This window comes from Pseudomonas kilonensis, assembly GCF_001269885.1.
Classification (GTDB): Bacteria; Pseudomonadota; Gammaproteobacteria; order Pseudomonadales; family Pseudomonadaceae; genus Aquipseudomonas; species Aquipseudomonas kilonensis.
Genome location: NZ_LHVH01000017.1, coordinates 462,687 through 485,228, shown reverse-complemented (window position 1 = coordinate 485,228; position 22,542 = coordinate 462,687). Strand labels below are relative to the sequence as shown.

Sequence of the window (22,542 nt, the reverse complement as noted above, 5' to 3'; positions counted from 1 at the left end):
CATCAGGTCCTCAGAAGCCCATGCTCAGGTGTTCGGCAATCGGCCCCAGCGCCAGGGTCGGCAGGAAGGTCAAGCCGCCCACCAGCAGGATGGTCACGGTCAACAGCGTCACGAACAGCGGGCCGTGGGTAGGAAAGCTGTTCTGGCCAATCGGCGCGGTCTTCTTCAAGGCCAAACTACCGGCCAACGCCAGCACCGGCAGGATGTAGCCGAACCGACCGATCAACATGCCCAGGCCCAGCATCAGGTTGTGGAAAGGTGTGTTGGCGCCGAACCCGGCGAATGCCGAACCGTTGTTCGCCCCCGCCGAGGTGTAGGCGTACAACAACTGGCTGAAACCATGGGCACCCGGATTGCTCACCGCTGCGGCCGGCCCGGGCAGGCTTGCGGCGACGGCCCCCAGCACCAGCACGCTGACAGGCATCACCAGCAGGGTTGCCACCAACAGTTGCACCTCCCGGGCGCCGAGCTTCTTGCCCAGGTATTCCGGGGTGCGACCGATCATCAAACCAGCCAGGAACACCGCGATCAGCACGTTCAACAGCATCCCGTAGAGCCCGGCCCCGACGCCGCCGAAGATCACCTCGCCGACCATCATGTTCACCAGCGACACCATGCCGCTGAGTGGGTTGAGACTGTCGTGCATACCGTTGACCGAGCCGTTGGAGGCCGCCGTGGTGGTCACCGACCACAGCACCGTGGCGGTGGTGCCGAAGCGTGCTTCCTTGCCTTCCAGCGGCGCGGTTTGCTCGACGACCGGGTTGTTCAGGGCCGGGTTGGGCTGGTATTCGGCCCACAGTGACGTGGCGCCGCCAATCAGGAACAGGGCAAGCATGCAGGCGATGATCGCCCGGCTCTGGCGCAGGTCCTTGACGTAATGGCCGAAGGTGAACACCAACGCGGCGGGAATCAGGATGATCGAAGCGACTTCGAACAGGTTGCTCCAGGCCGTCGGGTTTTCGAACGGATGCGCCGAGTTGACGCCGAAGAAACCGCCACCGTTGGTGCCCAGTTGCTTGATCGCGATCTGGCTGGCGGCCGGCCCCAACGGGATGACCTGATCGACGCCCTGCAGCGTGACCCCGTGCACATAGTGCGCAAAGGTCTGCGGCACGCCCTGCCAGACCAGGAACAATGCCAGCAGCAGGCACAGCGGCAACAGCCCATAGAGGGTGGCGCGGGTCATGTCGACCCAGAAATTACCCAGCGTCGCAGCGGACTTGCGCCCGATGCCGCGACACAGCGCCACGAGCACGGCCAGGCCGGTGGCGGCGCTGACAAAGTTCTGCACGGTCAGGCCGACCATCTGGCTCAGGTAGCTCAGGGACGCTTCACCGCTGTAGGACTGCCAGTTGGTGTTGGTCATGAAACTCACGGCCGTGTTGAAAGCCTGGGTCCACTCCATGCCGGGCAGTTGCTCGGTATTGAGGGGCAAATATCCCTGCAGCAGCAGAATGGCGAACAGCAAGACAAAACCCGCCAGGTTGAACGCGAGCAAGGCCAGGGTGTATTTCTGCCAGCTCTGCTCAGCGGCGGAGTCGACACCGGCCAGGCGATAGCAACCGCGCTCCACCGGACCGAGGATCGGTGAAAGCCAAGTGCGCTGACCTTCCATCACCCGGTAGTAAAAACGCCCCAGAAACGGTGCCGGAATCAGCACCAGGGCGAAAAAGCCGAGGATCAGCCCGTAGTCATAACCGTGCATAGCCGCTCCTAGTTCCGATCGGCGCGCAACAGCGCAACCAGCAGATAAATGAACAGCGCCACTGCCAGCAGCAGCGACACCCCATCCAGAACATTCATGGGATTTCTCCGTGGTACGGCGTCGTGCCGTGTGTGGAGTGATTGTCGGCAGGGAGGCTGTAAAGGAACGAGATCGAGAGAGGGATTGGAGGATAAAGAATCTGTAAAAAGTGTTGGTTGGGCTGGCGTCATCGCGAGCAGGCTCGCTCCCACAATGGTTCTGTTGTGTATACGGAATCCGTGCCCACTGAGGATCCCCTGTGGGAGCGAGCCTGCTCGCGATGACGCCAGAACAGGCAACCTCGCCCTCAACTGGGGCACAAAACCCAGCCATCCGGCAGCGAACATCCCCGATACGACACGATTTCACCCATTACGACCGCCCTCGCCACACTGGCACGCCCACTGCACTGCCCCTCCCCAGCGCTTTTGCTATGGATCGAGGGGAGCCACCGATGAACACACAACTCAAACCCACCCTGGGCACCCTGCATTTATGGGGCATTGCCGTCGGCCTGGTGATTTCCGGCGAGTATTTCGGCTGGAGCTACGGCTGGGGCGTGGCCGGGACGCTGGGCTTTTTGGTGACGTCATTCATGGTCGCGGCCATGTACACCTGCTTCATTTTCAGCTTCACCGAACTGACCACCGCCATTCCCCATGCCGGCGGGCCGTTTGCCTACAGCCGTCGGGCCTTCGGCGAAAAAGGCGGGTTGATCGCCGGGCTGGCGACGCTGATCGAATTCGTCTTCGCGCCGCCAGCCATTGCCCTGGCCATCGGCGCCTACCTGAACGTGCAATTCCCGGCGCTGGATCCGAAACACGCAGCGGTCGGCGCCTATATCGTGTTCATGGGCCTGAACATCCTCGGGGTCAAGCTGGCCGCGACATTCGAGCTGATTGTCTGCGTATTGGCGGTAGCCGAACTGCTGGTATTCATGGGCGTCGTGGCCCCGGCGTTCAGTTTCAGCAGCTTTGCCCTGAACGGCTGGGCCGGTTCCGATGTGTTTGGCGCACCGGCCATCGCCGGCATGTTCGCCGCGATTCCCTTCGCCATCTGGTTCTTCCTGGCCATCGAAGGCGCGGCCATGGCCGCCGAAGAAGCCAAGGATCCGAAACGCACGATTCCCAAGGCTTACATCAGCGGCATCCTGACCCTGGTAATCCTGGCGATGGGCGTGATGTTCTTTGCCGGCGGCGTCGGCGACTGGCGCACCCTGTCGAACATCAACGATCCCCTGCCCCAAGCCATGAAAACCGTGGTCGGCGAAAGCTCCGGCTGGCTGCACATGCTGGTGTGGATCGGCTTGTTCGGCCTGGTGGCGAGTTTCCACGGCATCATCCTTGGCTACTCGCGCCAGTTCTTCGCCCTGGCCCGCGCCGGCTACCTGCCCGCCTCCCTGGCCAAACTGTCGCGCTTCCAGACCCCGCACCGGGCCATCATCGCCGGTGGGCTGATCGGCATTGCCGCAATCTACAGCGACGGCCTGATCAACCTCGGCGGCATGACCCTGACCGCGGCGATGATCACCATGGCCGTGTTCGGCGCCATCGTCATGTACATCATGAGCATGCTCAGCCTGTTCAAGTTGCGCAAAACCGAACCCAACCTGGAACGTACTTTCCGCGCACCGGGCTATCCGATCGTGCCAGGCATCGCCTTGGTGCTGGCAGTGGTGTGCCTGGTGGCAATGGCCTGGTTCAACGCGCTGATCGGGCTGATCTTCCTCGGCTTCATGGCGGTGGGTTTCGTCTATTTCATCCTCACCGCACAACTGCGTGCAGACGCTCCCGCCGATGCGATGCTGACCGGGCTTTGAGGTGAATACGACCGAACGGGCGTAGTATTGAACCACTGCGAACAACCTTCGCTCATAAGTGGTAGGTGCGATGGATCGGCGAAATATTCGTCCGTCCATCGCCCCCCCTCAAGGAGAACCCTATGCCCTGGTATGCCTGGTTGATTCTGATTGTTGCAATCGGCTCGATCGTGGGGGGTCTGATGATGCTGCGCGACACCGCCCACAAGGTCGAACTGACGGACGAACAACGCAAGCGCGTTGCCGAACGCAATGCGGAAATGGATGCGAAGGAAGCCAAGGATCGTTGATTACCTGGCTTGCTCAGTACCTCTGTGGCAAGGGAGCTTGCTCCCGCTGGGCTTTGTAGGAGCTGGCGAAGCCTGCGATCTTTTGATCTTTCGCTTGAGACTCAAGTGTCAGGGAAAAGATCGGCAGCCTCGTTGCACTCGACAGCTCCTACAAAGCCCACTCTCACCACCAAAAGGCGGCGCCTGCTACATCACTTCTCCCAATCCGCCTTGGCGATATGCAAGCCATGCAACCCCTTGTACGCCGCCCGCTCAGGCTGGCTCCAGCCCTCCAGCAATGAATCCTCCAACCGATAGATCTCAACCCCCAGCGGGCGACAGACGCTAAGGGGATCCTGCGCATCCGGCCCCCACATCGCCAGCGACAGGTCACCACCCGGGCAGGTGGACAGGGCGCACAACAGATCAATCTCGGCAAAAAACTCCAGGTAATCGCCCTTCTGCGCCGGACAGGCCTTCATGAAGTACATGTCGTCATGATTAAGCCCCGTGCACTGGAAAATGTTCAGCACGTCGTGCACATCGAACTCCGTCAGGCCGTGAGGTAACACCGCACGGGTCAGGTTCGAATGGCAGTGATGATGGAAGTCCTCCCCCGTCAGCATCTTGTTCACATACGGATCACAGCGCGTGCCCAGCAGATCATGCAGCCGTCCACCATGCTCGTCGATACCGTAGCCAGCCAGGCTGTCATCGGTGATGGTCACCAAGGGCCGCAGGAATGGCAGGTTCGACCACAACCGATCATGGGTACTGACGTGGGCACCCTGAAGCTGACGCGTGCGCGCCGCCCACAGACGCTCCCGCGGATCGTGGGCGCTCCAGACGTTGAAGTCCCCTACCTGCGGGCCCACCGGCGTCGTGACGCGAAACACATGACCGGCAGGTACGTGCCAAGCGCGGCCGGTGCGGATGGGTACCTCGAACTGTTCGATCAAGGTGCGTTTGTCCTGCTGGGTGCGGATGCGGTCGTAGAAGGGTTTGTCCACTTGCAGGGCTGAACCTTTGCTGACCTGGTAGGCGGCTGGGTAGTCTTTGTACATGGCGCGGGTCCTTGATCAGTGGTGAGGGAGTGGGAGTCAGTAGCTGTAAAAGCAGTTGCTCGCGCGCCTGTCGCCTTCGACCGCTGCGAGCAACCCCATAGCAAGCGCCCAACGATGATGCCTGCGCGTAGCTTCAGTTGATCAGTGGATAAGGAAGGTCCGCTGTTCATGTTCAAAAGCCTTAGGACTGTTCAGCAGTTGGTTCTTCGCATTAGGTAATCACACTTCGTGCCAGCTCGACCACTCAACGTCCATGGATCTATGCGTCACATCTTCGAATGCCGCTTTCAAGCCCTGAATCGGTGTGGGTTAAAAGCCGAGAATCTGCGATACTACCCACCGCATAATAGCTTTCACCTTAATATCAGCATTACCAACGCCGGACGAGCAATTAATGCATCGAATAAACTCCATTGACTACATGAGAGGCCTTCTTGCCTTATGCGTGATGGTTTATCACTTCATGAGCTGGAGCATAGGAACTCCCGACAGCAGTACCACACTAGGAAGATTGGGGATATATACTGTATCGACATTTTATATCATCAGCGGCATCTCACTCTACCTTGCATACTCCGACGTAAAGCTTTCCCGACAGAATCTACGCAACTACGTCACAAAGCGTTTTTTCAGAATTGCTCCGCTCTACTGGATTGCCACGCTTTTAACGGGCTTCTATCTATATTTAGCAACACAAAGCTTTACTATCAACTGGGAAAAATACATATCCAACCTCACCCTTACTTTTGGATATTATCATCCTAAAAACTACATCCCCGTCGGTGGCTGGTCAATTGGAAACGAAATGGTTTTTTATGTTCTATTTCCATTCCTCGTCGCGTTCACAAAACATAAATGGTCATATCTCTGCGCCAGCCTAGTCCTTGGATCCATATACTTTTACTTCTCAAGCTACTTATTAACCCCCGCACAGCCCCTAGCCCAACAATGGGCAACATATATAAACCCATTTAATCAAGCATTTCTTTTCGCCATAGGTGTGGGCATCGGCATGATGAGAAAATCGCATGTAAGTGCGAACAACCTATACCCCATGACCGCACTCGTCTTTGCTTGCATAGCTTTCACATACTGGCCTGTCGACGGCAATCAAATTAACATCGTCACAGGACTCAATAGAGCATTTTTCACCTTCACATGCGGAATCGCTTGCTGGTCGGTACTAAACCTGGATATAAAGCCGCAAAAATATATCACACCAGCATTGAAGTTTATGGGCGATATATCGTACTCAGTATATCTGCTGCATGGCGCAGCTTTTTTTTACACTTCAAAATACCTTCTCCCCTTAATTTATAGCAGTCCAACACCGCATGAAAAATTACAGTTTTTCTGCATCATTACCTTACCACTCACGATCGCCTTAAGTTATTTTGTTTATCGCTCCATTGAAAAACCTTTCATTAATCTTGGGAAGCATTTAACCAATCACCCGAAACAAAATCATTTACTTGCTAGGACGCCAACAGGACAATGAGCGACAGATCAATAGTCATATAAAAAAGGCCGACCATTCGATCGGCCCTTCTTATTCATGCGCTCAATTAACTTCCAGCTTCTCACGGTTCCTGTCGAGAATCGCCTTGCCGATCCCCTTGACCTCCAGTAATTCTTCCACCGAAGAAAACGGCCCATTACTCTCCCGATACGCAACTATCGCTTCAGCCTTGCCCTTGCCGATCCCTGACAGCTCGCGCTGCAGCGTGGCAGCATCCGCCCCGTTTAAATCCACTTTGGCGCTCTGCGTTTTGGCCGGCTGTTCCGCTGCTGGCGGCGTAACGAGAACCTCGGATTTGACCACTGGGGCAGCGATAGCAGCAATCGAGGCGCTGGTGAGAAAGGCAAAAACCAGAGAGTAGAAATAGCCTGTACGCATAAGTGACGCTCCATGACATCGTTAAGAGAGAAGCAGCTTTTCCGAAGCTGCTTCTCAAACTTAGGCGATGAGGTGTCGCTGTCAAAAATGTGTACGTTACAGCGTATGTAACAATCAGGGTTCGAGACGGCGTTGCTGGTAGATCCAGTCGACAATCTCGCCATCCGGAGCGTAACCACTGACAGTGTCCCGAAGCAGCTGGCGGACCCTTGTGTAGTCATCGTGCTCAATGGCGGCCAGCAACTCAGCCAACTTGGCCTTGAGCGTGTCCCAAGGCAGATGGTCCTCGTTGGCACTCATGATCATCGGATGCTGGGTAGCGACGACGTTGTCACCAATCAGCAACTCCTCGTAAAGCTTCTCGCCTGGACGCAGGCCTGTGAACTCGATTGAAATGTCGCCGTGGGGATTCTTTTCCGAACGAACACTCAAGCCGGACAGGTGAATCATCTTTTCCGCCAGCTCGATAATCTTTACCGGTTCGCCCATGTCCAGCACAAAAACGTCTCCGCCCAACCCCATGGAGCCCGCCTGGATCACCAACTGAGCGGCCTCGGGAATGGTCATGAAGTAACGCGTGATCTTTGGATGCGTGACGGTCAAGGGCCCGCCGGATTTGATCTGTTTGTGGAACAGAGGAATAACCGAACCGGATGAACCCAACACGTTGCCGAACCGGACCATGGTGAAACGGGTTTTATTGACCCTTGAGATGTTGGCTTTATCACCGAATAACACAGGGGCCAGTTCGCGACTGAGGGCCTGCAAGGTCAGTTCTGCAAGCCGCTTGGTGCTGCCCATTACATTGGTCGGGCGTACCGCCTTATCCGTGGAAATCAGGACGAAGTTCGATACACCTGCTTGCAACGCAGCCTGTGCCGTGTTCAATGTGCCGATCACATTGTTCAGGACGCCTTCGGCGATATTGTGCTCGACCATCGGGACATGCTTATAAGCAGCGGCGTGATAGACCGTATCGACATTCCAGGTCTTCATCACGTCCAGCAGTTTGTCCTGGTCTCGTACCGATCCAAGGATAGGCAGCAACCGAACCGACAGTGACTCACGAACCACTCGAGGTTCAAGTTCAGACAGAATGCTATAGAGATTGAATTCGCTATGCTCATACAGCAGCAGTGTGGTCGGCTTCAGCGCCAGGATTTGCCGGCAAAGCTCGGAGCCAATCGAACCACCAGCCCCAGTAACCAGGACCGACTGACCGGTGATGCAATGCTCCAGCAGATCAGGTTGTGCGGGAACCGGATCACGCCCTAGAAGGTCCGCGATGTCCACTTCCTGGATGTCATCGACCTTGACCCGGCCGCTGGCCAGGTCCATGAACCCGGGGACGCTGCGTACATGCAGGGGAAAGCCTTCAAGCAGCGTCAAAATCTCTCGACGGCGGCCTCGTGACGAGGAAGGCACGGCCAGCAGAATTTCCTGTGCGCCGGTTGTGTCGATCATCTTTTGGATATGCCTGGGCTCGTAGACCTGCAGCCCTGCGATCACGCGGTCAGCGATGCTGTTGTCATCATCGATGAATGCGACCGGTCGCATCACCCGCCCCATGCGCAACGCGGCCACGAGCTGGTTACCTGCGGCCCCGGCACCATAAATAGCAACCTTGGGCAAACCGTCGTCACGGTTAGTGAAGGGCACATGCTGGGCTGCGGTAAACCAGTCCCCCAGGAAGTACTGCCGCATCATCAGGCGCAAGCCGCCAATCATGATCAGGCTAAGCCACCAGTAGTTGAAAATGATGGAGCGTGGCACCACGGTTTTATGGTTGCTGTACCAATACACCACCAGGGCCAGCAACAAAGCCGAAAGGCTGACCGCCTTGCAAATCGTGATCAGCGCGTCGTTACCAAAATACCGCATGACCGCGCGATACATGCCAAAGCGAACGAAAATTGGAATAGCGATCAGCGGAGCGGATACGAAAAGCCACAGATGCGTTTCGATTGGGCTGGCCAACGCCTCGACACCCAGTCGAACGACAAATGCCAGCCACAAGGCGAACCAAACCAAAACCACATCGGTGGCTACCTGGATCGCGCGCTTGTGGCGCCTGGGCAGCCCCAACAGCGCCGATCGTATCTTATCCATAACCCCTTCACGCACCTTGGCCAGCTCCTAAAACAAATGCATTCCTGAAGTACGCAATTATATTTCCGTCTCTTAGACAACCGATAAGGAAAAATTCGAACCTTACCCCTGAAATCAGGTCTTCTCCAGCTCACCCGCATGAAACCTAACGGCTAGCAGCACCAACGGAACATAGGCCACTATCAAAGCCAACGCGCCATCCATGTTCCACAAAACGACAGATGCTGCCAGAGGCAGGAGCCAGAACAGGTTAATCACCGCCACCGCCATGGTTACCGGCAAATGACGACCATACTGACGCGAAGCGAATTGGTACGCATGGCTGCGGTGGGCTTCATACACCTTATCGCCTCGTAGCAGACGTCGTATCAAGGTGACGGTTGCATCGACGATGAACACGCCCAACAAAATTAGCCAGACCCAAAGCAGCTTGGGTGAAGTCCAGGCTGCCTGCAAAGACAACAGACCGAGGATGATGCCAAGGAATCCGCTTCCTGCGTCCCCCATAAAAATTCGTGCGGGAGGGAAATTCCAATACAGAAACCCCCCCACTGCCATTGCGAGCACCAGTGGTACCACGATCAAGCTATCAAAGCCGCCCAACCAATAAAGCAGGCAAGCTCCGAGGCAAGCACAAATCGCCTCGACGCTGGCGATACCGTCGATACCGTCCATGAAGTTGTAGAGGTTGAGCAGCCAAACCAGGTAAAAAGCGGCAAGGACATGTCCCAGCCAAGCCAATTCAAGCTTGAAACCGAAGAACGTAAGGGCGGGTAAGCCGCCCAACCAGTACAACGCCCATATCGACGCAGCAAAGTGCCCGAGCAAACGCCAGCGGGCCGCGATATGTCCATGATCGTCGAGAAAACCGAGCACCGCGATGCCCATACCAGCTCCCAACATGGCCCACATGGTCGACCACGGTACAAAATCGGCAATTGCCAATAAAGGCAGGGCCAATAGGAAGCTCAGGACAATTGCCACACCGCCACCGCGTGGGGTTGGTACGGTATGTGAGCTGCGGGCGTTGGGAATATCGATGATGCTTCGGGCCAATGCATAACGGCGCAGCAGCCAGGTCGTCAAAAAAGATACCGCTACTATGACTACTAAACCTTGCCAGACCATTATTTACCCTGTTCCACAAAATGACTGATTGTCTTGGTCAGTCCTTGATCAACACTGATTTCCGGGGACCAGCTCAACAATGCGCGTGTTTTACTGATATCGACCTGAAGCGAACCGCATAATCGCTTCGAAAAATCACCTTTACCCAACAAGCGCGCAACAAGGCCAAGCGCCCAGGAGGGAACCGGAATCAAACGGGAAGGCTTGTTCAGTGCTTGCGAAATACGAACTAATAACTGAGTGGTAGACAGGTCTTCCCCGTCGCTGACAAGAAAGACCTGATTAGCAGCCGCTGGATGGTCCACACACGTCACAATCAAGCTAACCAGATTGTCCAAGGCAACCAGACTGCGTGCGTTATGAATGGCTCCCAAGGGCAACGGAACCCCTTTGTCAAGCCAGCGCATCATACTGAGGAAATTCGCTTTGACCCCAGGACCGTAAACCAAAACAGGTCGAATCACGACCACTTCCATTTGTACTTCTTCTGCCAGTTCAAGCAGCGCCCTCTCGGCTTCCATTTTTGAAACGCCGTAAGGATCAAGTGGATGTGGAACATCATCCGACTTGTAAGGTCGTCCCGGCTCGGTGCCTTCACCGTTTACCTTGATCGAACTCAGGAAAACAAAGCGCTTTACACCTGAAGCGGCCGCCTGGCGAGCCAGATTCAGCGTTCCGTCGACGTTAACCTTTCTGAACTCGGTCAACGGATCGCTTGAAGAGTCGCGCATGACATGAACACGCGCGGCGGTGTGGACAACCACATCCATACCGTCAAGCGCCGTCGACCAAGAAGTTTCAGCGTCCAGACCCGGTACACGGTGGGTATGAATACCTGGCAATTGTCGTTCATCACGAACAGAGACGCTGACTTCAAACCGCCCATCGCGTTTGATTTTTTCAGCCAGCGCAGCCCCAACAAACCCGGTCCCCCCCGTCACTAGCACACGAGTCATTGGACGTAACCTTTTGGACGCCGGATATATTCAAACAACTTGAAGGGTATCTTGCTCAGCACCATCAAAATATTGGTATAAACGCCATTTCTGCGACAGGCCTGCACAATTTCCTTATTCAGGTGCAGGCTACTTCTGACACCCGAAGTACTGACGCCACCGGCGCGCATGCGAACCAATACCTTCTCAAGTCGGGCGAACTTGAACTTATGGACCAATAGCAAACGAACAAACATTTCATAATCCGCAGAAATCTTATATTCCACGGAATAAGGGCCTATTGCCTTGTAAGCGTCAGTTCGTACGAATGTTGCCGGATGTGGCGGCATCCAACCAAAACGAAGTTTCCAGGGACGAAAGTGCCCGGCACCATAAAAACGGGTCACGGTGTTCAGGTCATCAGCGTTTACAAACACAATGTCGCCGAAAACCAGTTGACTCTCTGGAGAAGAGTCAAACGTTTTTACAACAGAATCAATCACATCATTGCCTTCAAAGAAATCATCAGAATTAAGAATTCCGACCACATCCCCTGTAGCCAATGCAATACCCTTATTCATTGCATCATAGATGCCTTTATCGGGCTCACTGACGATTTTTGCAATCCTGTCGCTGTACTCGTTGACGATAGCCATGGTCGAATCTTTGGAGGCACCATCCACTACAATATATTCAATATTCTTATAACTCTGAGATAAGACCGACTCAATAGTGTCACGTATTGTCGCCGCACTGTTATAAGACACGGTAATAATTGAAATCTTCAAGCCATCATTCCTTTACACGACCATATCTGTCTTCAAAGCGAACAATATCATCTTCGCCCAGGTAAGTGCCTGACTGCACTTCAATCAACTCCAAAGGAATGACGCCGGGGTTTTCCAGCGCATGGACCTGACCAATCGGTATATAAGTCGACTGATTTTCCGTCACCAAATAGGTTTTATCCCCATTTGTCACCCGCGCCGTTCCACTGACCACTATCCAGTGTTCCGCGCGATGATGATGCATCTGCACCGATAGCTTAGCACCTGGATTAACGGTAATGCGTTTGACTTGATAACGCAGGCCATTATCGACCGAGTCGTAAACACCCCATGGACGATAAACTTCACGATGGCTGGCATATTCAGAACGTTTACAGCTCTTCAGCTGTTCAACAATTTTCTTCACGTCCTGCACATGGTCCTTGCAGGCTACAAGCACCACATCCTTGGTTTCGACGATCACGAGATTATCAATCCCGATAGTCGCTACAAGCCGATGGGTGGCATGCACATAGCTGCTGCTCGTGCGTTCGGTGAGTACGTCACCTTTAAGCACATTGCCATCTGCGTTCTTGTCGCCCGTGTCCCAAAGCGCCGACCATGACCCGACATCACTCCAGCCTGCATCGAGCGGCACCATGACGGCATCAGTGGTGTGCTCCATCACTGCGTAGTCAATGGAGTTCTCGGGACAGGCAGTAAAGGCTTCAAGATCGACCCGGGTAAAATGCATGTCCTGCTGTGCACCCTTAAAGGAAGCGCGGCAGGCACGGAGAATATCCGGTGCAAAACGCTCAAGCTCCTGCAGATAACGACTGGCCCGGAACATGAACATCCCGCTGTTCCAAAAATATTGGCCACTGTCGAGGTACATTTGCGCCGTGTCTGAGTCAGGCTTCTCCACAAACCGGCTGACGGCGAAACCGCCGTGGCCAAGCGCGTCGCCCTTTTCCAGATAACCAAAACCAACCTCAGGATGGGTTGGTACGATTGCAAACGTCACCAGCTTACCTTCTTCAGCCAGGGCCAACGCCCGACCGATACTGGCGTGGAAAGCTTCAACATCCTGAATAAGATGATCGGCGGCCAGTACCAGCAGGATCGGATCGTCGCCCAAGGCGGTAGCTTGCAATGCCGCCAACGCAATCGCCGGGGCGGTGTTCCGCCCCACCGGCTCCAGCAAAATCCGGGCTTGCTCCATTTCCATCTGGCGTAACTGTTCAGCCGCGAGGAAGCGGTGTTGCTCGTTGCAGATCAGTATCGGCAGGTGATGATCAAGCCCTTCCAGACGCGTGATTGTCGCCTGGAGCAATGATTGTTCGGCATCAACCAAGGGCAAGAATTGCTTGGGATTGAGCTGGCGAGACAACGGCCAGAGACGAGACCCCGAGCCACCGGCCATGATTACTGGAAGAAACATACAAAATCGTCCTTTGCTGCTGCTATCGATGTGGCCGTTAAGTTCTTTTTATTCATAGGCTTATTACATCAATAGCCTGGTAAATCCAGTCCACAGTGCATTAATCCCTTGCTTCCAGCCGATGCTCTACGAACCAGCGATAAGCATCGCCCAGCCCTTCTTCCAGATCTATCGTCGCCTGCCAGCCCAGCGCACGAAGTCGCGAGACATCCATCAACTTGCGCGGAGAACCATCAGGCTTGCTTGCATCAAAAGACAGCAGCCCCTTGAAGCCGGTGACCTTGGCGATGGTCTGCGCAAGCTCACGGATCGTACAGTCTTTACCAGTCCCTACGTTGATGTGCGACAGCATTGGCTGGGTGTTGGCCTGATAGGTAGCACCATCAAGCTCCATCACATGCACACTGGCCGCTGCCATGTCATCGACATGCAGGAATTCACGCATCGGATTGCCGCTGCCCCAGATTACCACTTCGGCCTGATCGGCCTGCACGGCCTCATGGAAGCGGCGAAGCAATGCCGGAATCACGTGGCTGTTTTGTGGATGGTAATTGTCATGAGGCCCGTAAAGATTGGTCGGCATAACACTTCGGTAGTCACGTCCGTGTTGGCGATTATAGCTCTCGCACAACTTGATCCCGGCAATCTTGGCGATCGCATAGGGCTCGTTGGTTGGCTCCAGAATCCCCGTCAGCAACGCGTCTTCCTTCATAGGCTGAACCGCGTGCTTGGGGTAGATGCAGGAAGACCCAAGAAACAACAGCCGCTGAACGTCCGACGCGTGAGCCGCCTGGATGACGTTCGCCTGGATCATCAAGTTGTCGTAGATGAAGTCAGCGGGGAGCGTATTGTTAGCGTGAATCCCTCCCACCTTGGCCGCCGCCAGATACACTTGATCAATTCGGTGCTCGGCGAAGTAGGCGCGTACCGCCCGCTGGTCCAGCAGGTCCAGTTCGTCCCGCCCGGCACACAGAATGGAGCGATAACCCAGGGCCTGAAGACGACGCACGATGGCCGAGCCGACCATGCCGCGATGGCCGGCGACAAAAATGTTCTGGTTCAATTCGCGGGACATCATTAGTTCTCCACAGCGACCGGAACTTCATGACCGTGCTGCTTGAGCAAGGCATGACGCTGAGCGGCCTTGAGGTCTTCACGGACCATTTCGGCACACATCTCTTGCACAGTGATTTCCGGTACCCAACCAAGGTTCTTCTTGGCTTTGCTCGGATCACCCAGCAAGGTTTCAACCTCGGCAGGCCGGAAATAACGCGGGTCGACACGTACGATCACATCCCCGACATTCAACGCCGGTGCCAACTCGCCGTCAATGCGCTCGACCACAGCCCGTTCTTCTACCCCCTCACCTTCAAAACGCAAGGTAATCCCCAGCTCAGCTGCGGACCAGCGCACAAACTCACGTACCGAATATTGAACACCTGTGGCGATCACGTAGTCTTCCGGTTGATCCTGCTGCAGCATCATCCACTGCATGCGCACGTAGTCCTTGGCATGCCCCCAATCGCGCAATGCGTCCATATTGCCCAAGAACAGACACTGCTCCAGCCCTTGAGAAATGTTCGCCAGAGCCCGGGTGATCTTGCGTGTTACGAAAGTCTCGCCACGACGTGGGGACTCATGGTTGAACAAGATGCCGTTACAGGCATACATGCCGTAGGCCTCACGGTAGTTCACTGTGATCCAGTAGGCATACAGCTTTGCCACGGCATACGGGGAGCGCGGGTAGAAAGGAGTCGTTTCCTTCTGCGGCGTTTCTTGCACCAGGCCATACAGCTCAGAAGTCGATGCTTGATAAAAACGGGTTTTTTTCTCGAGCCCCAACAAACGAATGGCTTCAAGAATTCGCAAGGTGCCCATCGCATCGACATCAGCGGTGTATTCAGGAGACTCGAAACTCACGGCAACGTGAGACTGGGCACCTAGGTTGTAGACCTCATCCGGCTGAACCTCCTTGATGATTCGGGTGAGGTTCGAGGAGTCGCTCAGGTCGCCGTAATGGAGGACAAAATTGCGGTTATCGACATGTGGATCCTGATAGATATGATCTACACGCTGAGTATTGAAGGAGGAAGCTCGACGCTTGATGCCGTGGACTTCGTAACCTTTTTCGAGCAACAACTCTGCGAGGTAGGAGCCGTCCTGACCAGTAACTCCAGTAATTAGTGCTTTTTTCATAACCATGCCTCTATCAATTAAGATCCGTTACCAACTCACCATAAGAAGAAATTCTAGCGAGCTCTTTTAGGTGTAAGGCTTTATCTTCTTCGCGCTCAAATCGATAGCGAATGACCTCTGCAGGAATACCTGCAACGATCGCAAAAGGTGGGACATCACGTGTTACTATAGCTCCAGCCGCAACAATGGCTCCACATCCAATATTTACGCCAGCAATGACTTTCGCAGACATGCCTATCCATACATCATCGCCTATTACTGTCTCGGAAATAATTTCCCTACCAGAAAAACAGATAGGAGTTCCAATTTTTCGATACTCATGATCGCCACCCAAAATTGAAACCTCTGGTGCAATAAGTACAAACCTGCCGGCCTTCACCTTCGGGTAAATTGTACAATCCCGACCGACAAACCCATACTCACCAATACTAAAATCCTTGGCAATATATTTTTGCTTAGCGACTACCCAAGTGGTAACTGGCACACCAGTCCAACCATAGCGAATTTTTCGATAGCGCATTATTGCTTCGCGCACTTTCAAATAAAGCTCTCTATTAGACTTAATATAACGCTTAATATTCATAACCGTTCTTCCAACGAAGAAACCAAATAAAATTCAGGCCTAAAGTAATTCACAAAAATCGCATAAAACAACAAAGGAAACAACAAGTAATCAAACAGCCCAAAAAGATAAATAATATCAAAAAAAGCTCGAAACAGAAACAACAACGCCACTACTAAAAGCATATACCGCCCATCAACAAACAACTTCAGAAGCGAAACAACAAATAGACACAACAACGGAAACACCGCCAACCCATAATATGAATGCAACAAAATGAAAGCATTGTGAGGATTTTTACCATATTCCAAAATAATAGGAACACGCCCAACATCCACACCAAAGAACAGACCCATCACATCAAGTGCATTAGCATATTGCTCCAACATTTCAGAACGCGGACTCTCTATACCTGCCGAAAAATTAGTTGCCCCATAAATATAACCTTCTATACTACCCAAACTAAATATCACACCAACGACTCCACACAACCCAAATAGCGCCGCCAACTTAATACTTTTATGACATAAAACAGCTAGCACTAAAGCAAAGGCCATAGCAATCCCACTGCGGCCATACAAAGGAAAGCTTGAGACAAGAACCAAGACTAACAACAACAGAGAAATTTTTTTATCCCTATACACCCTCGAAAAAATGTACCCTCCTGCAAAAGCCAATAAAATAGCGGAATATCCGTTTCGACTATAGCCACTCAGAACTGTATTAAATTCAGCAGGACCATACCCAAAGCCCAAAAAAAGAATTAAAGTCCCCCCTAAAACAAAATAAAAAGGAAGCTCATACAGATAAAAAGTAGAATAACTTGCAATTGAAAACCAACAAATACCAAGCGCCCCCAAAAAGACCAATACAGCAAATAGGCTACGCCCTTCTGTTGATTGCAAACTAAAAATTGAAAACGCAAAAATAACCAAAACAACAAAAACCAACATTTGCGCTAATCGAAGACCACCTATATCAGTCTTGGTAGTCATGTACAGTAAAACAGAACACCCTATAAAAGCTGCAACCGCTCTATAACCGAACGAACCATAAACCACACTTAAAATGGAAAAAACCAAATAAACAAATGCAACACCTATAAGAAAACTACGCACCCTCATAATTCATCAAACTCTTCAATTGTCGCTCGAGGAAAAGCATCAATATAAGTTTTACTGCTCAAATTATAAACGACCGCCCCCCTATAGCTCGCATATAGAGCCAGTATTTCATAGATTTTAAACACCTTCCCCCAGCGAATAAACAGATCACCTATTGTAAAAAACTCGCTCCCATCTTTATAAACTGGTTTCCGCTCCGCCTCATTATCATAAAAATGTTTCTGCGCAACCAAAACCCCCTCTCCATCTACAAAGCTCAACTCTTCATGCCAAGAGTGGTCGGCCCCCAAAACAAAAATTTTCTTATAGCCGTTAGCAATAGATAACGTTAATGCGGCTATCAGCACATTAAATGGAGGCGGCATCCCAACTCTATAGTCGAACAATCGAAACTTCATGCAATCGAACCCATCCACGGGGGTTCGATTATAAAACTCAAAAGCAACAAATTGTGATGTCGCATCATTTAACTTAAAAGTTTGCTTTGCTTCAACAGGCAACATCACCCGCATCGGCCAGGTCACCTTATTGGCCAATATATCTATCAGTCGTTCTCGCCGAACATGCAGCTCCCCTATAACGCCCTCTTTCCAATAATTGGGATCAGCCAATACATAAAAGCATGGACGAATCTTAAAAAAAGCGTCAGAAAAAGCGAAGTCATTGACAACACACACATCAATATAACTATTACTGCTCAGTTTAACGACAGCCTCAAGATCAGTCCGTAATGAAGGGCCATTCCCTAAAACAATAACTTTCTCGCTTCGGTTCGTTTTTTTTTCAAAAACAGTTCTCCGAGAGAAAAACAATATAAAAACCAATGAAACAAACGTACTCAAACACTTCTCAAAAAAACGCAAGAGCATTTTTATTTTTTGCTTCAACTAGCCACCCCCATACGTATTTAACATCACTGACTTAATTCTACTCCCCATCTATATCAGCACTTCTAACCGGGCTATATTGCGAAACATCTCTCGCTACGGTTCTACCAATAAGATCGCCCAGATTCTTAGGTGCGAGTCCAAACCCAGGACGTACGCTTCTAATCGAGTCACTTGTGATCCTTTCGCCCGATTTCAAATCCTTTACAAAATACAATGACCGCCGAAACTGCACATTCCCTTGCTCGCTAGACTTCCGCCCATAATCAACCTTACCCAGCGCAGCCCATGCAGTCTTACTATCCCGACACAAGGCTACCAGTTCCGCAGGCTCAAGTGAGAAACTGTCATCGGGGCCACCCCCGCTCCGATCAAGAGTAAAATGTTTTTCAATGATTGAAGCCCCCAGCGCAACACTTGTTATTGCAGTAGTATTGTCCAATGTGTGATCCGATAAACCAGTCACCAGCCCATGACGCTGGATCATGTCGGGTATTGTACGCAGGTTGTAATCATGTGCTGGGGCAGGATAACCGCTTACACAATGAAGTATTGCCAGTTCCTTACACCCCCCCTCACGAGCAGCCTCAATAGCTTCTGCTATCTCTTCGGCGTCAGCCATCCCGGTGGAAATAATCATGGGTTTACCGGTACTGGCGACATACTTGATCAGAGGTAAGTCAATAGCCTCAAATGACGCAATCTTATAGGCTGGAGCATTTAACCCTTCCAGCAGATCGACCGCTGTATTATCGAAGGGCGAACTGAACATTGTAATATCCAGTTTACGCGCATACTCAAAAAGCGGTGCGTGCCATTCCCAGGGCATATGAGCTTCTTGATATAGCTCATAAAGCGTCCGTCCATCCCATAGCCCGCCGCTGATCTTGAAATCCGGAGAGTCACAATCCAAAGTAATTGTGTCGGCAGTGTAGGTCTGCAACTTGATCGCATCAGCACCAGCTTTCTTGGCCTCTTCGATAATTCTTTTCGCGGTTTCAAAATTACCGTTATGGTTGGCAGACAGCTCGGCTATAACATACGGCGGCTCATCGACGCCAATTTTTCGGCCTGCAATAGTGATGCTAGGATTTGGCATATTATTGATTCCCATCTTCTGGCTGCCATTCATTGCTCAATAAACCAAAGCAAATGACCGCATGATAATTTTCGCCATCGTAGTGCTGATCACGCAGAGTGCCTTCCTGCTGAAATCCCAGACTACGATGGAATTGAATTGAGCGCTCATTGAACGCAAGCGCCTGACCACAAATCTTATGCAGGTTGAGGTTATGAAACGCATACTCTAGAGCTGCTTTACCCAATTGGCGACCAGTGCCTTTAGCGGCGTCCGGTGCAATATAAAAGCCCCAGTCGGCCACTCCAAGCGAGCTCTGCCCTGAGATATTTACAAAACCTTGAGGCTTTCCGTCTACTTCGAACACCAGAAGGTGTTTGCGTGAGTCTTGGGAAGCTCTTTCGAACCAAGCTCGGTGCTCTTCGATCGATATTTCATGCTGGGTGTACATATAACGACGAATTTCGGCATGATTGCGCCAGGCGAGGACAATATCCAGATCGTCAGCGGTCATTTTGCGTATTGATAACTGCCTAGGCTGCGAATTATCCATTCGTATTACTCATTCTCTTGATAACTCGCTGCACACCCAGACCATCGCAGATTCTGCGTGCGTTCTCGCTCAGTTCTGACAATGTAATCTCGTTCGACAAGGCACGTATGGCTACCGGCAAGCGCGTGGGAATATCACGGACCTGTTCAATCAGCTCAACACTTCCAGAACTTAATAGTGCCTCAGCACCTGATTTCTGATTGTCCGCCAATATCACCATTATTGTGGGGACTCCCAGACAGCATCGCTCCCAAGAAGTACTTCCAGCAGCCCCGATAACGATGTCTGCCGAGACCATTCGCTCGCCCATATCAGTAATATTAACCAGCACTTCGGTCGGCCACGGCATATTCGTCGCAGCGTCAGCTACTTCCGCCAAGTAAGGTGCCTTGAGTCCCATCACAACGCTAATTCGGCAGCTCGCTGGCAAAAGACACGTTTTCAAGGCTTGCAACGTCACTCCAGTTGCATTCGCCTGGTCAACTCCTCCCATCGTAATCAAAATATGCTGAAGCTTTGGGGAGCCGCGCCGTTCCAGGCTTTGCTTGCGAAGTCTGGCGAATTCGGGCCGCAGGAGCGCGTATTGCGCACCTATCATCAACCGGCAGTCATTGGGAACTAACGCCGTGTAGTCTTGCTCCGCGTGCCCCGGATTCTGGTCAAGTAGCAAATCACAGATATGTTTGCGATCAGCCAGATCGTCGATCACCAAAAGGCGGGTAAAAAACGCCTGGAGCGACGTTTGCCATTGCGCATCCAAGGCATAGTGATCGACGATCAGCCAGTCCGGCATTATTTTTTCAAGAATGGGTACACAGGTTTTCGCATCCTGAAGTTGAGTGGCACCCAGCCAATGGGCATGTGTAAGCTCAACGGCCTGTCGTACCGGCATGCCTGAATCTGAGGAGTTGTCAGCGGTACTCAAACCATAGGCGCTGAACCCCTTGCTACGAATCAAATCCAGCAGGTGTCCTAGATGCTCCCGACAAATAAAGTGGCACTCAGCCCCTTCAGCCCGAAGAGCCTCAGCCAGCGTCAGGCAACGCATGACGTGCCCACTGCCAATTTGCAGAGAAGCGTCGGCCCGGAATACAACCTTCATGCCTTTCACTGCTGACTCGACTCAGCTTGAAATGCTTTGTACAACCATTCGGCACGAACCCAGTCTTCGGGAGTATCGATGTCCTGCACACGGTGGCGCGGCAATAAAACCGCGCTGGATTCAGGGCTGAAGATCATTTTCCCTTCCAGCCAAGCGCTTGCCTGTCCCCAGTAGAATTGTCCGGCGTCGTGGTAGCTTTCTTCAAGGTCTTGAGAACGGGTGTTGAAATGTTCAGGACTGAACATTTCAACACGTCCTGCTTCCGTCAAGCGAATCGCCCGCTGTATCGGAAATGCATAGCTGGTCACCGAAAATGCGTACTGGCTACCGGTTTGTTCAAGGATATCCAAGCCACGGCGCAAATCTACCGGACTAACGAAAGGTGCGGTCGCGTACAAACAGCATACCTGGCGGGCATCAAACCCATCAGCCCTGCACCATTCAATGGCCTGCTGAATCACCGGTATGGTTCCGGTGTAATCATCAGACAATTCCGCAGGACGCATGAACGGAACACTGGCTCCGTATTGGCGGGCAACTTCAGCAATTTCCTGATCATCGGTCGAGACAATGACTTGATCAAAGCAGCCACTTTGCAATGCGGCTTCAATTGACCAAGCAATCATCGGCTTACCGCAAAACGCCTTGATGTTTTTTCGCGGTATGCGCTTGCTGCCACCCCGGGCAGGAATGACGGCCAGTTTCATGCTTGCAGAGCCTTGGCCATGGCGGTAACTACCTGATCCTGCTGTTCATTGCTCATGGTCTGGAACATCGGGATGCTTATGGCTTCACGGTAGTAATCTTGCGCTGCCGGAAAGTCCTCAGGCTTGAAGCCCATCTGCGCATAGTAAGGCTGGGTGTGAACCGGAATGTAATGCAGGTTCACGCCAATGCCTTGCTCACGCAGCGATTCGAATACCTGACGGTGGGTCTTGCTGATTTTATCCAGCTGCAAACGAATCACATAAAGATGCAGGCCCGAGTAACTGTCGGCGTGTTGCCAAGGGATTGTGACTGGCAATGCCGCCAACAGATCGTTGTAGCGCGCAGCCAATTGATGGCGGCGGGCGATGTATTGATCCAGACGCTCCATCTGACTGACGCCCAAGGCAGCCTGCAGCTCGGTCATTCGGTAATTGAAACCCAAATCAATCTGCTGGTAATACCAGGGACCATCCGACTCATGGGTCATCTGTTGCGCATCGCGGGTAATGCCGTGGCTACGCAGCAGAGCCATTTTATTGGCCAGTTCGGCGTCGTTGGTCAAAACCATGCCGCCTTCAGCGGTGGTAATGATCTTTACCGGGTGAAAACTGAATACAGTAATGTCGCTGTATTTACCGCTACCAATAAACTCGCCTTGGTATTTGCCGCCGATAGCGTGAGAGGCGTCCTCGATTACTTTGAAGCCATAGCGCTGGGCCAAAGCGTGGATCGCCTGCATGTCGCAGGGCTGACCACAGAGATGGACAGCCACAACAACTTTGGGCAACGCATCTTCTCGTTTGGCCTGCTCCAGCTTGCGCTCCAGCGCCAGAGGGCAAAGATTGTAGGTACGTGGATCGATATCCACGAAATCAACCTGCGCCCCGCAATACAACCCGCAGTTGGCAGAAGCCACGAAGGTAATGGGGCTTGTCCACAAACGGTCACCTGGGCCAAGACCCAGTGCAAGACAAGCGATATGCAGCGCGGACGTCGCGCTGTTCACCGCCAGCGCATGGCTGGCACCCACATGCTGGGCAACCTGCTGTTCGAAGCGGGGCACCATGGGGCCTTGGGTGAGGAAGTCGGATTGCAACACCCCAATCACCGCATCGATGTCAGCTTGGGTTATGTCCTGGCGACCGTAGGGGATCATGTA

At 52.7% G+C, this 22,542-nt stretch carries 22 protein-coding genes; 3 read left to right on the top strand and 19 right to left on the bottom strand.

Annotation, left to right across the window (positions count from 1 at the left end):
• Positions 1-10: 10 nt before the first annotated feature.
• Both kdpA and kdpF read right to left on the bottom strand, forming a co-directional pair.
• Positions 11-1,705 carry a potassium-transporting ATPase subunit KdpA gene (gene kdpA, locus AD662_RS08775; RefSeq protein WP_053186685.1) on the bottom strand — a complete coding sequence of 565 codons (1,695 nt, stop codon included), beginning with the start codon at positions 1,703-1,705 and terminating at the stop codon, positions 11-13.
• 8 nt (positions 1,706-1,713) lie between these two features.
• Positions 1,714-1,803, bottom strand: coding sequence for a K(+)-transporting ATPase subunit F (gene kdpF / locus AD662_RS08770; protein ID WP_033033323.1), 90 nt, complete (start codon positions 1,801-1,803; stop codon positions 1,714-1,716).
• 395 nt (positions 1,804-2,198) lie between these two features.
• Here kdpF and eat point away from each other — a divergent pair, with 395 nt between their 5' ends.
• Together eat and AD662_RS28295 are read left to right on the top strand one after the other, a co-directional pair.
• The gene (gene eat, locus AD662_RS08765; RefSeq protein WP_053183086.1) at positions 2,199-3,563 is read left to right on the top strand and encodes an ethanolamine permease; all 1,365 of its coding nucleotides are present in this window, start codon (positions 2,199-2,201) and stop codon (positions 3,561-3,563) included.
• Between the two features lie 122 nt (positions 3,564-3,685).
• Positions 3,686-3,853 carry a DUF2897 family protein gene (locus AD662_RS28295; RefSeq protein WP_014337248.1) on the top strand — a complete coding sequence of 56 codons (168 nt, stop codon included), beginning with the start codon at positions 3,686-3,688 and terminating at the stop codon, positions 3,851-3,853.
• A 191-nt stretch (positions 3,854-4,044) separates the two neighbouring features.
• Here AD662_RS28295 and AD662_RS08760 read toward each other — a convergent pair whose 3' ends face one another.
• A complete protein-coding gene (locus AD662_RS08760) occupies positions 4,045-4,896 on the bottom strand; it encodes an urea carboxylase-associated family protein (RefSeq protein WP_053186682.1) in 852 nt (283 codons plus the stop codon).
• A 394-nt stretch (positions 4,897-5,290) separates the two neighbouring features.
• On the opposite strand from AD662_RS08760, the gene AD662_RS28290 reads away from it, so the two are divergent.
• Positions 5,291-6,394, top strand: a complete 1,104-nt coding sequence (locus AD662_RS28290; protein WP_074849598.1) for an acyltransferase family protein — start codon at positions 5,291-5,293, stop codon at positions 6,392-6,394.
• Positions 6,395-6,457: 63 nt separating this feature from the next.
• On the opposite strand, the gene AD662_RS08755 is transcribed toward AD662_RS28290, so the two are convergent.
• From AD662_RS08755 to pseC, 16 genes are all read right to left on the bottom strand, one after another.
• A complete protein-coding gene (locus AD662_RS08755; protein WP_053186679.1) occupies positions 6,458-6,793 on the bottom strand; it encodes a ComEA family DNA-binding protein in 336 nt (111 codons plus the stop codon).
• Positions 6,794-6,907: 114 nt separating this feature from the next.
• Positions 6,908-8,902 carry a polysaccharide biosynthesis protein gene (locus tag AD662_RS08750; protein ID WP_053186676.1) on the bottom strand — a complete coding sequence of 665 codons (1,995 nt, stop codon included), beginning with the start codon at positions 8,900-8,902 and terminating at the stop codon, positions 6,908-6,910.
• A gap of 114 nt (positions 8,903-9,016) precedes the next feature.
• Entirely contained in the window at positions 9,017-10,030 is a 1,014-nt protein-coding gene (locus AD662_RS08745; protein ID WP_139213082.1) for an MraY family glycosyltransferase, read from the bottom strand.
• Positions 10,030-10,986 carry a UDP-glucose 4-epimerase family protein gene (locus tag AD662_RS08740; protein WP_053186670.1) on the bottom strand — a complete coding sequence of 319 codons (957 nt, stop codon included), beginning with the start codon at positions 10,984-10,986 and terminating at the stop codon, positions 10,030-10,032. Before AD662_RS08740 ends, AD662_RS08745 begins: the two co-directional genes overlap by 1 nt.
• Complete coding sequence (locus AD662_RS08735; protein WP_053186668.1) at positions 10,983-11,753, bottom strand: glycosyltransferase family 2 protein; 771 nt, start codon at positions 11,751-11,753, stop codon at positions 10,983-10,985. Before AD662_RS08735 ends, AD662_RS08740 begins: the two co-directional genes overlap by 4 nt.
• A gap of 4 nt (positions 11,754-11,757) precedes the next feature.
• The gene (locus AD662_RS08730; protein WP_053186665.1) at positions 11,758-13,173 is read right to left on the bottom strand and encodes a mannose-1-phosphate guanylyltransferase/mannose-6-phosphate isomerase; all 1,416 of its coding nucleotides are present in this window, start codon (positions 13,171-13,173) and stop codon (positions 11,758-11,760) included.
• Between the two features lie 100 nt (positions 13,174-13,273).
• On the bottom strand, positions 13,274-14,248 hold the full coding sequence (gene fcl, locus AD662_RS08725) for a GDP-L-fucose synthase (protein WP_053187288.1): 975 nt from the start codon (positions 14,246-14,248) through the stop codon (positions 13,274-13,276).
• 2 nt (positions 14,249-14,250) lie between these two features.
• Positions 14,251-15,375: a GDP-mannose 4,6-dehydratase gene (gmd, locus tag AD662_RS08720; protein WP_053186662.1), complete on the bottom strand. Its 1,125-nt coding sequence runs from the start codon at positions 15,373-15,375 to the stop codon at positions 14,251-14,253.
• Between the two features lie 7 nt (positions 15,376-15,382).
• Positions 15,383-15,952 (bottom strand): LbetaH domain-containing protein, encoded by a 570-nt coding sequence (locus AD662_RS29995; RefSeq protein ID WP_082308737.1) that lies wholly within the window; start codon positions 15,950-15,952, stop codon positions 15,383-15,385.
• Complete coding sequence (locus AD662_RS29220) at positions 15,949-17,055, bottom strand: hypothetical protein (RefSeq protein WP_139213081.1); 1,107 nt, start codon at positions 17,053-17,055, stop codon at positions 15,949-15,951. Before AD662_RS29220 ends, AD662_RS29995 begins: the two co-directional genes overlap by 4 nt.
• A complete protein-coding gene (locus tag AD662_RS29215) occupies positions 17,052-17,942 on the bottom strand; it encodes a hypothetical protein (RefSeq protein WP_139213080.1) in 891 nt (296 codons plus the stop codon). Before AD662_RS29215 ends, AD662_RS29220 begins: the two co-directional genes overlap by 4 nt.
• Before the next feature lie 40 nt (positions 17,943-17,982).
• The gene (pseI, locus tag AD662_RS08705; protein WP_053186653.1) at positions 17,983-19,041 is read right to left on the bottom strand and encodes a pseudaminic acid synthase; all 1,059 of its coding nucleotides are present in this window, start codon (positions 19,039-19,041) and stop codon (positions 17,983-17,985) included.
• 1 nt (position 19,042) lies between these two features.
• The gene (pseH, locus tag AD662_RS08700; RefSeq protein ID WP_268875865.1) at positions 19,043-19,573 is read right to left on the bottom strand and encodes a UDP-4-amino-4,6-dideoxy-N-acetyl-beta-L-altrosamine N-acetyltransferase; all 531 of its coding nucleotides are present in this window, start codon (positions 19,571-19,573) and stop codon (positions 19,043-19,045) included.
• The gene (gene pseG, locus AD662_RS08695; RefSeq protein WP_053186649.1) at positions 19,566-20,675 is read right to left on the bottom strand and encodes a UDP-2,4-diacetamido-2,4,6-trideoxy-beta-L-altropyranose hydrolase; all 1,110 of its coding nucleotides are present in this window, start codon (positions 20,673-20,675) and stop codon (positions 19,566-19,568) included. The genes pseH and pseG overlap by 8 nt, the downstream gene beginning before the upstream one ends.
• Positions 20,676-20,680: 5 nt before the next feature.
• Positions 20,681-21,382: a pseudaminic acid cytidylyltransferase gene (pseF, locus tag AD662_RS08690; protein ID WP_053186646.1), complete on the bottom strand. Its 702-nt coding sequence runs from the start codon at positions 21,380-21,382 to the stop codon at positions 20,681-20,683.
• Positions 21,379-22,539 (bottom strand): UDP-4-amino-4,6-dideoxy-N-acetyl-beta-L-altrosamine transaminase, encoded by a 1,161-nt coding sequence (gene pseC / locus AD662_RS08685; RefSeq protein WP_053186643.1) that lies wholly within the window; start codon positions 22,537-22,539, stop codon positions 21,379-21,381. The genes pseF and pseC overlap by 4 nt, the downstream gene beginning before the upstream one ends.
• Positions 22,540-22,542 lie beyond the last annotated feature (3 nt).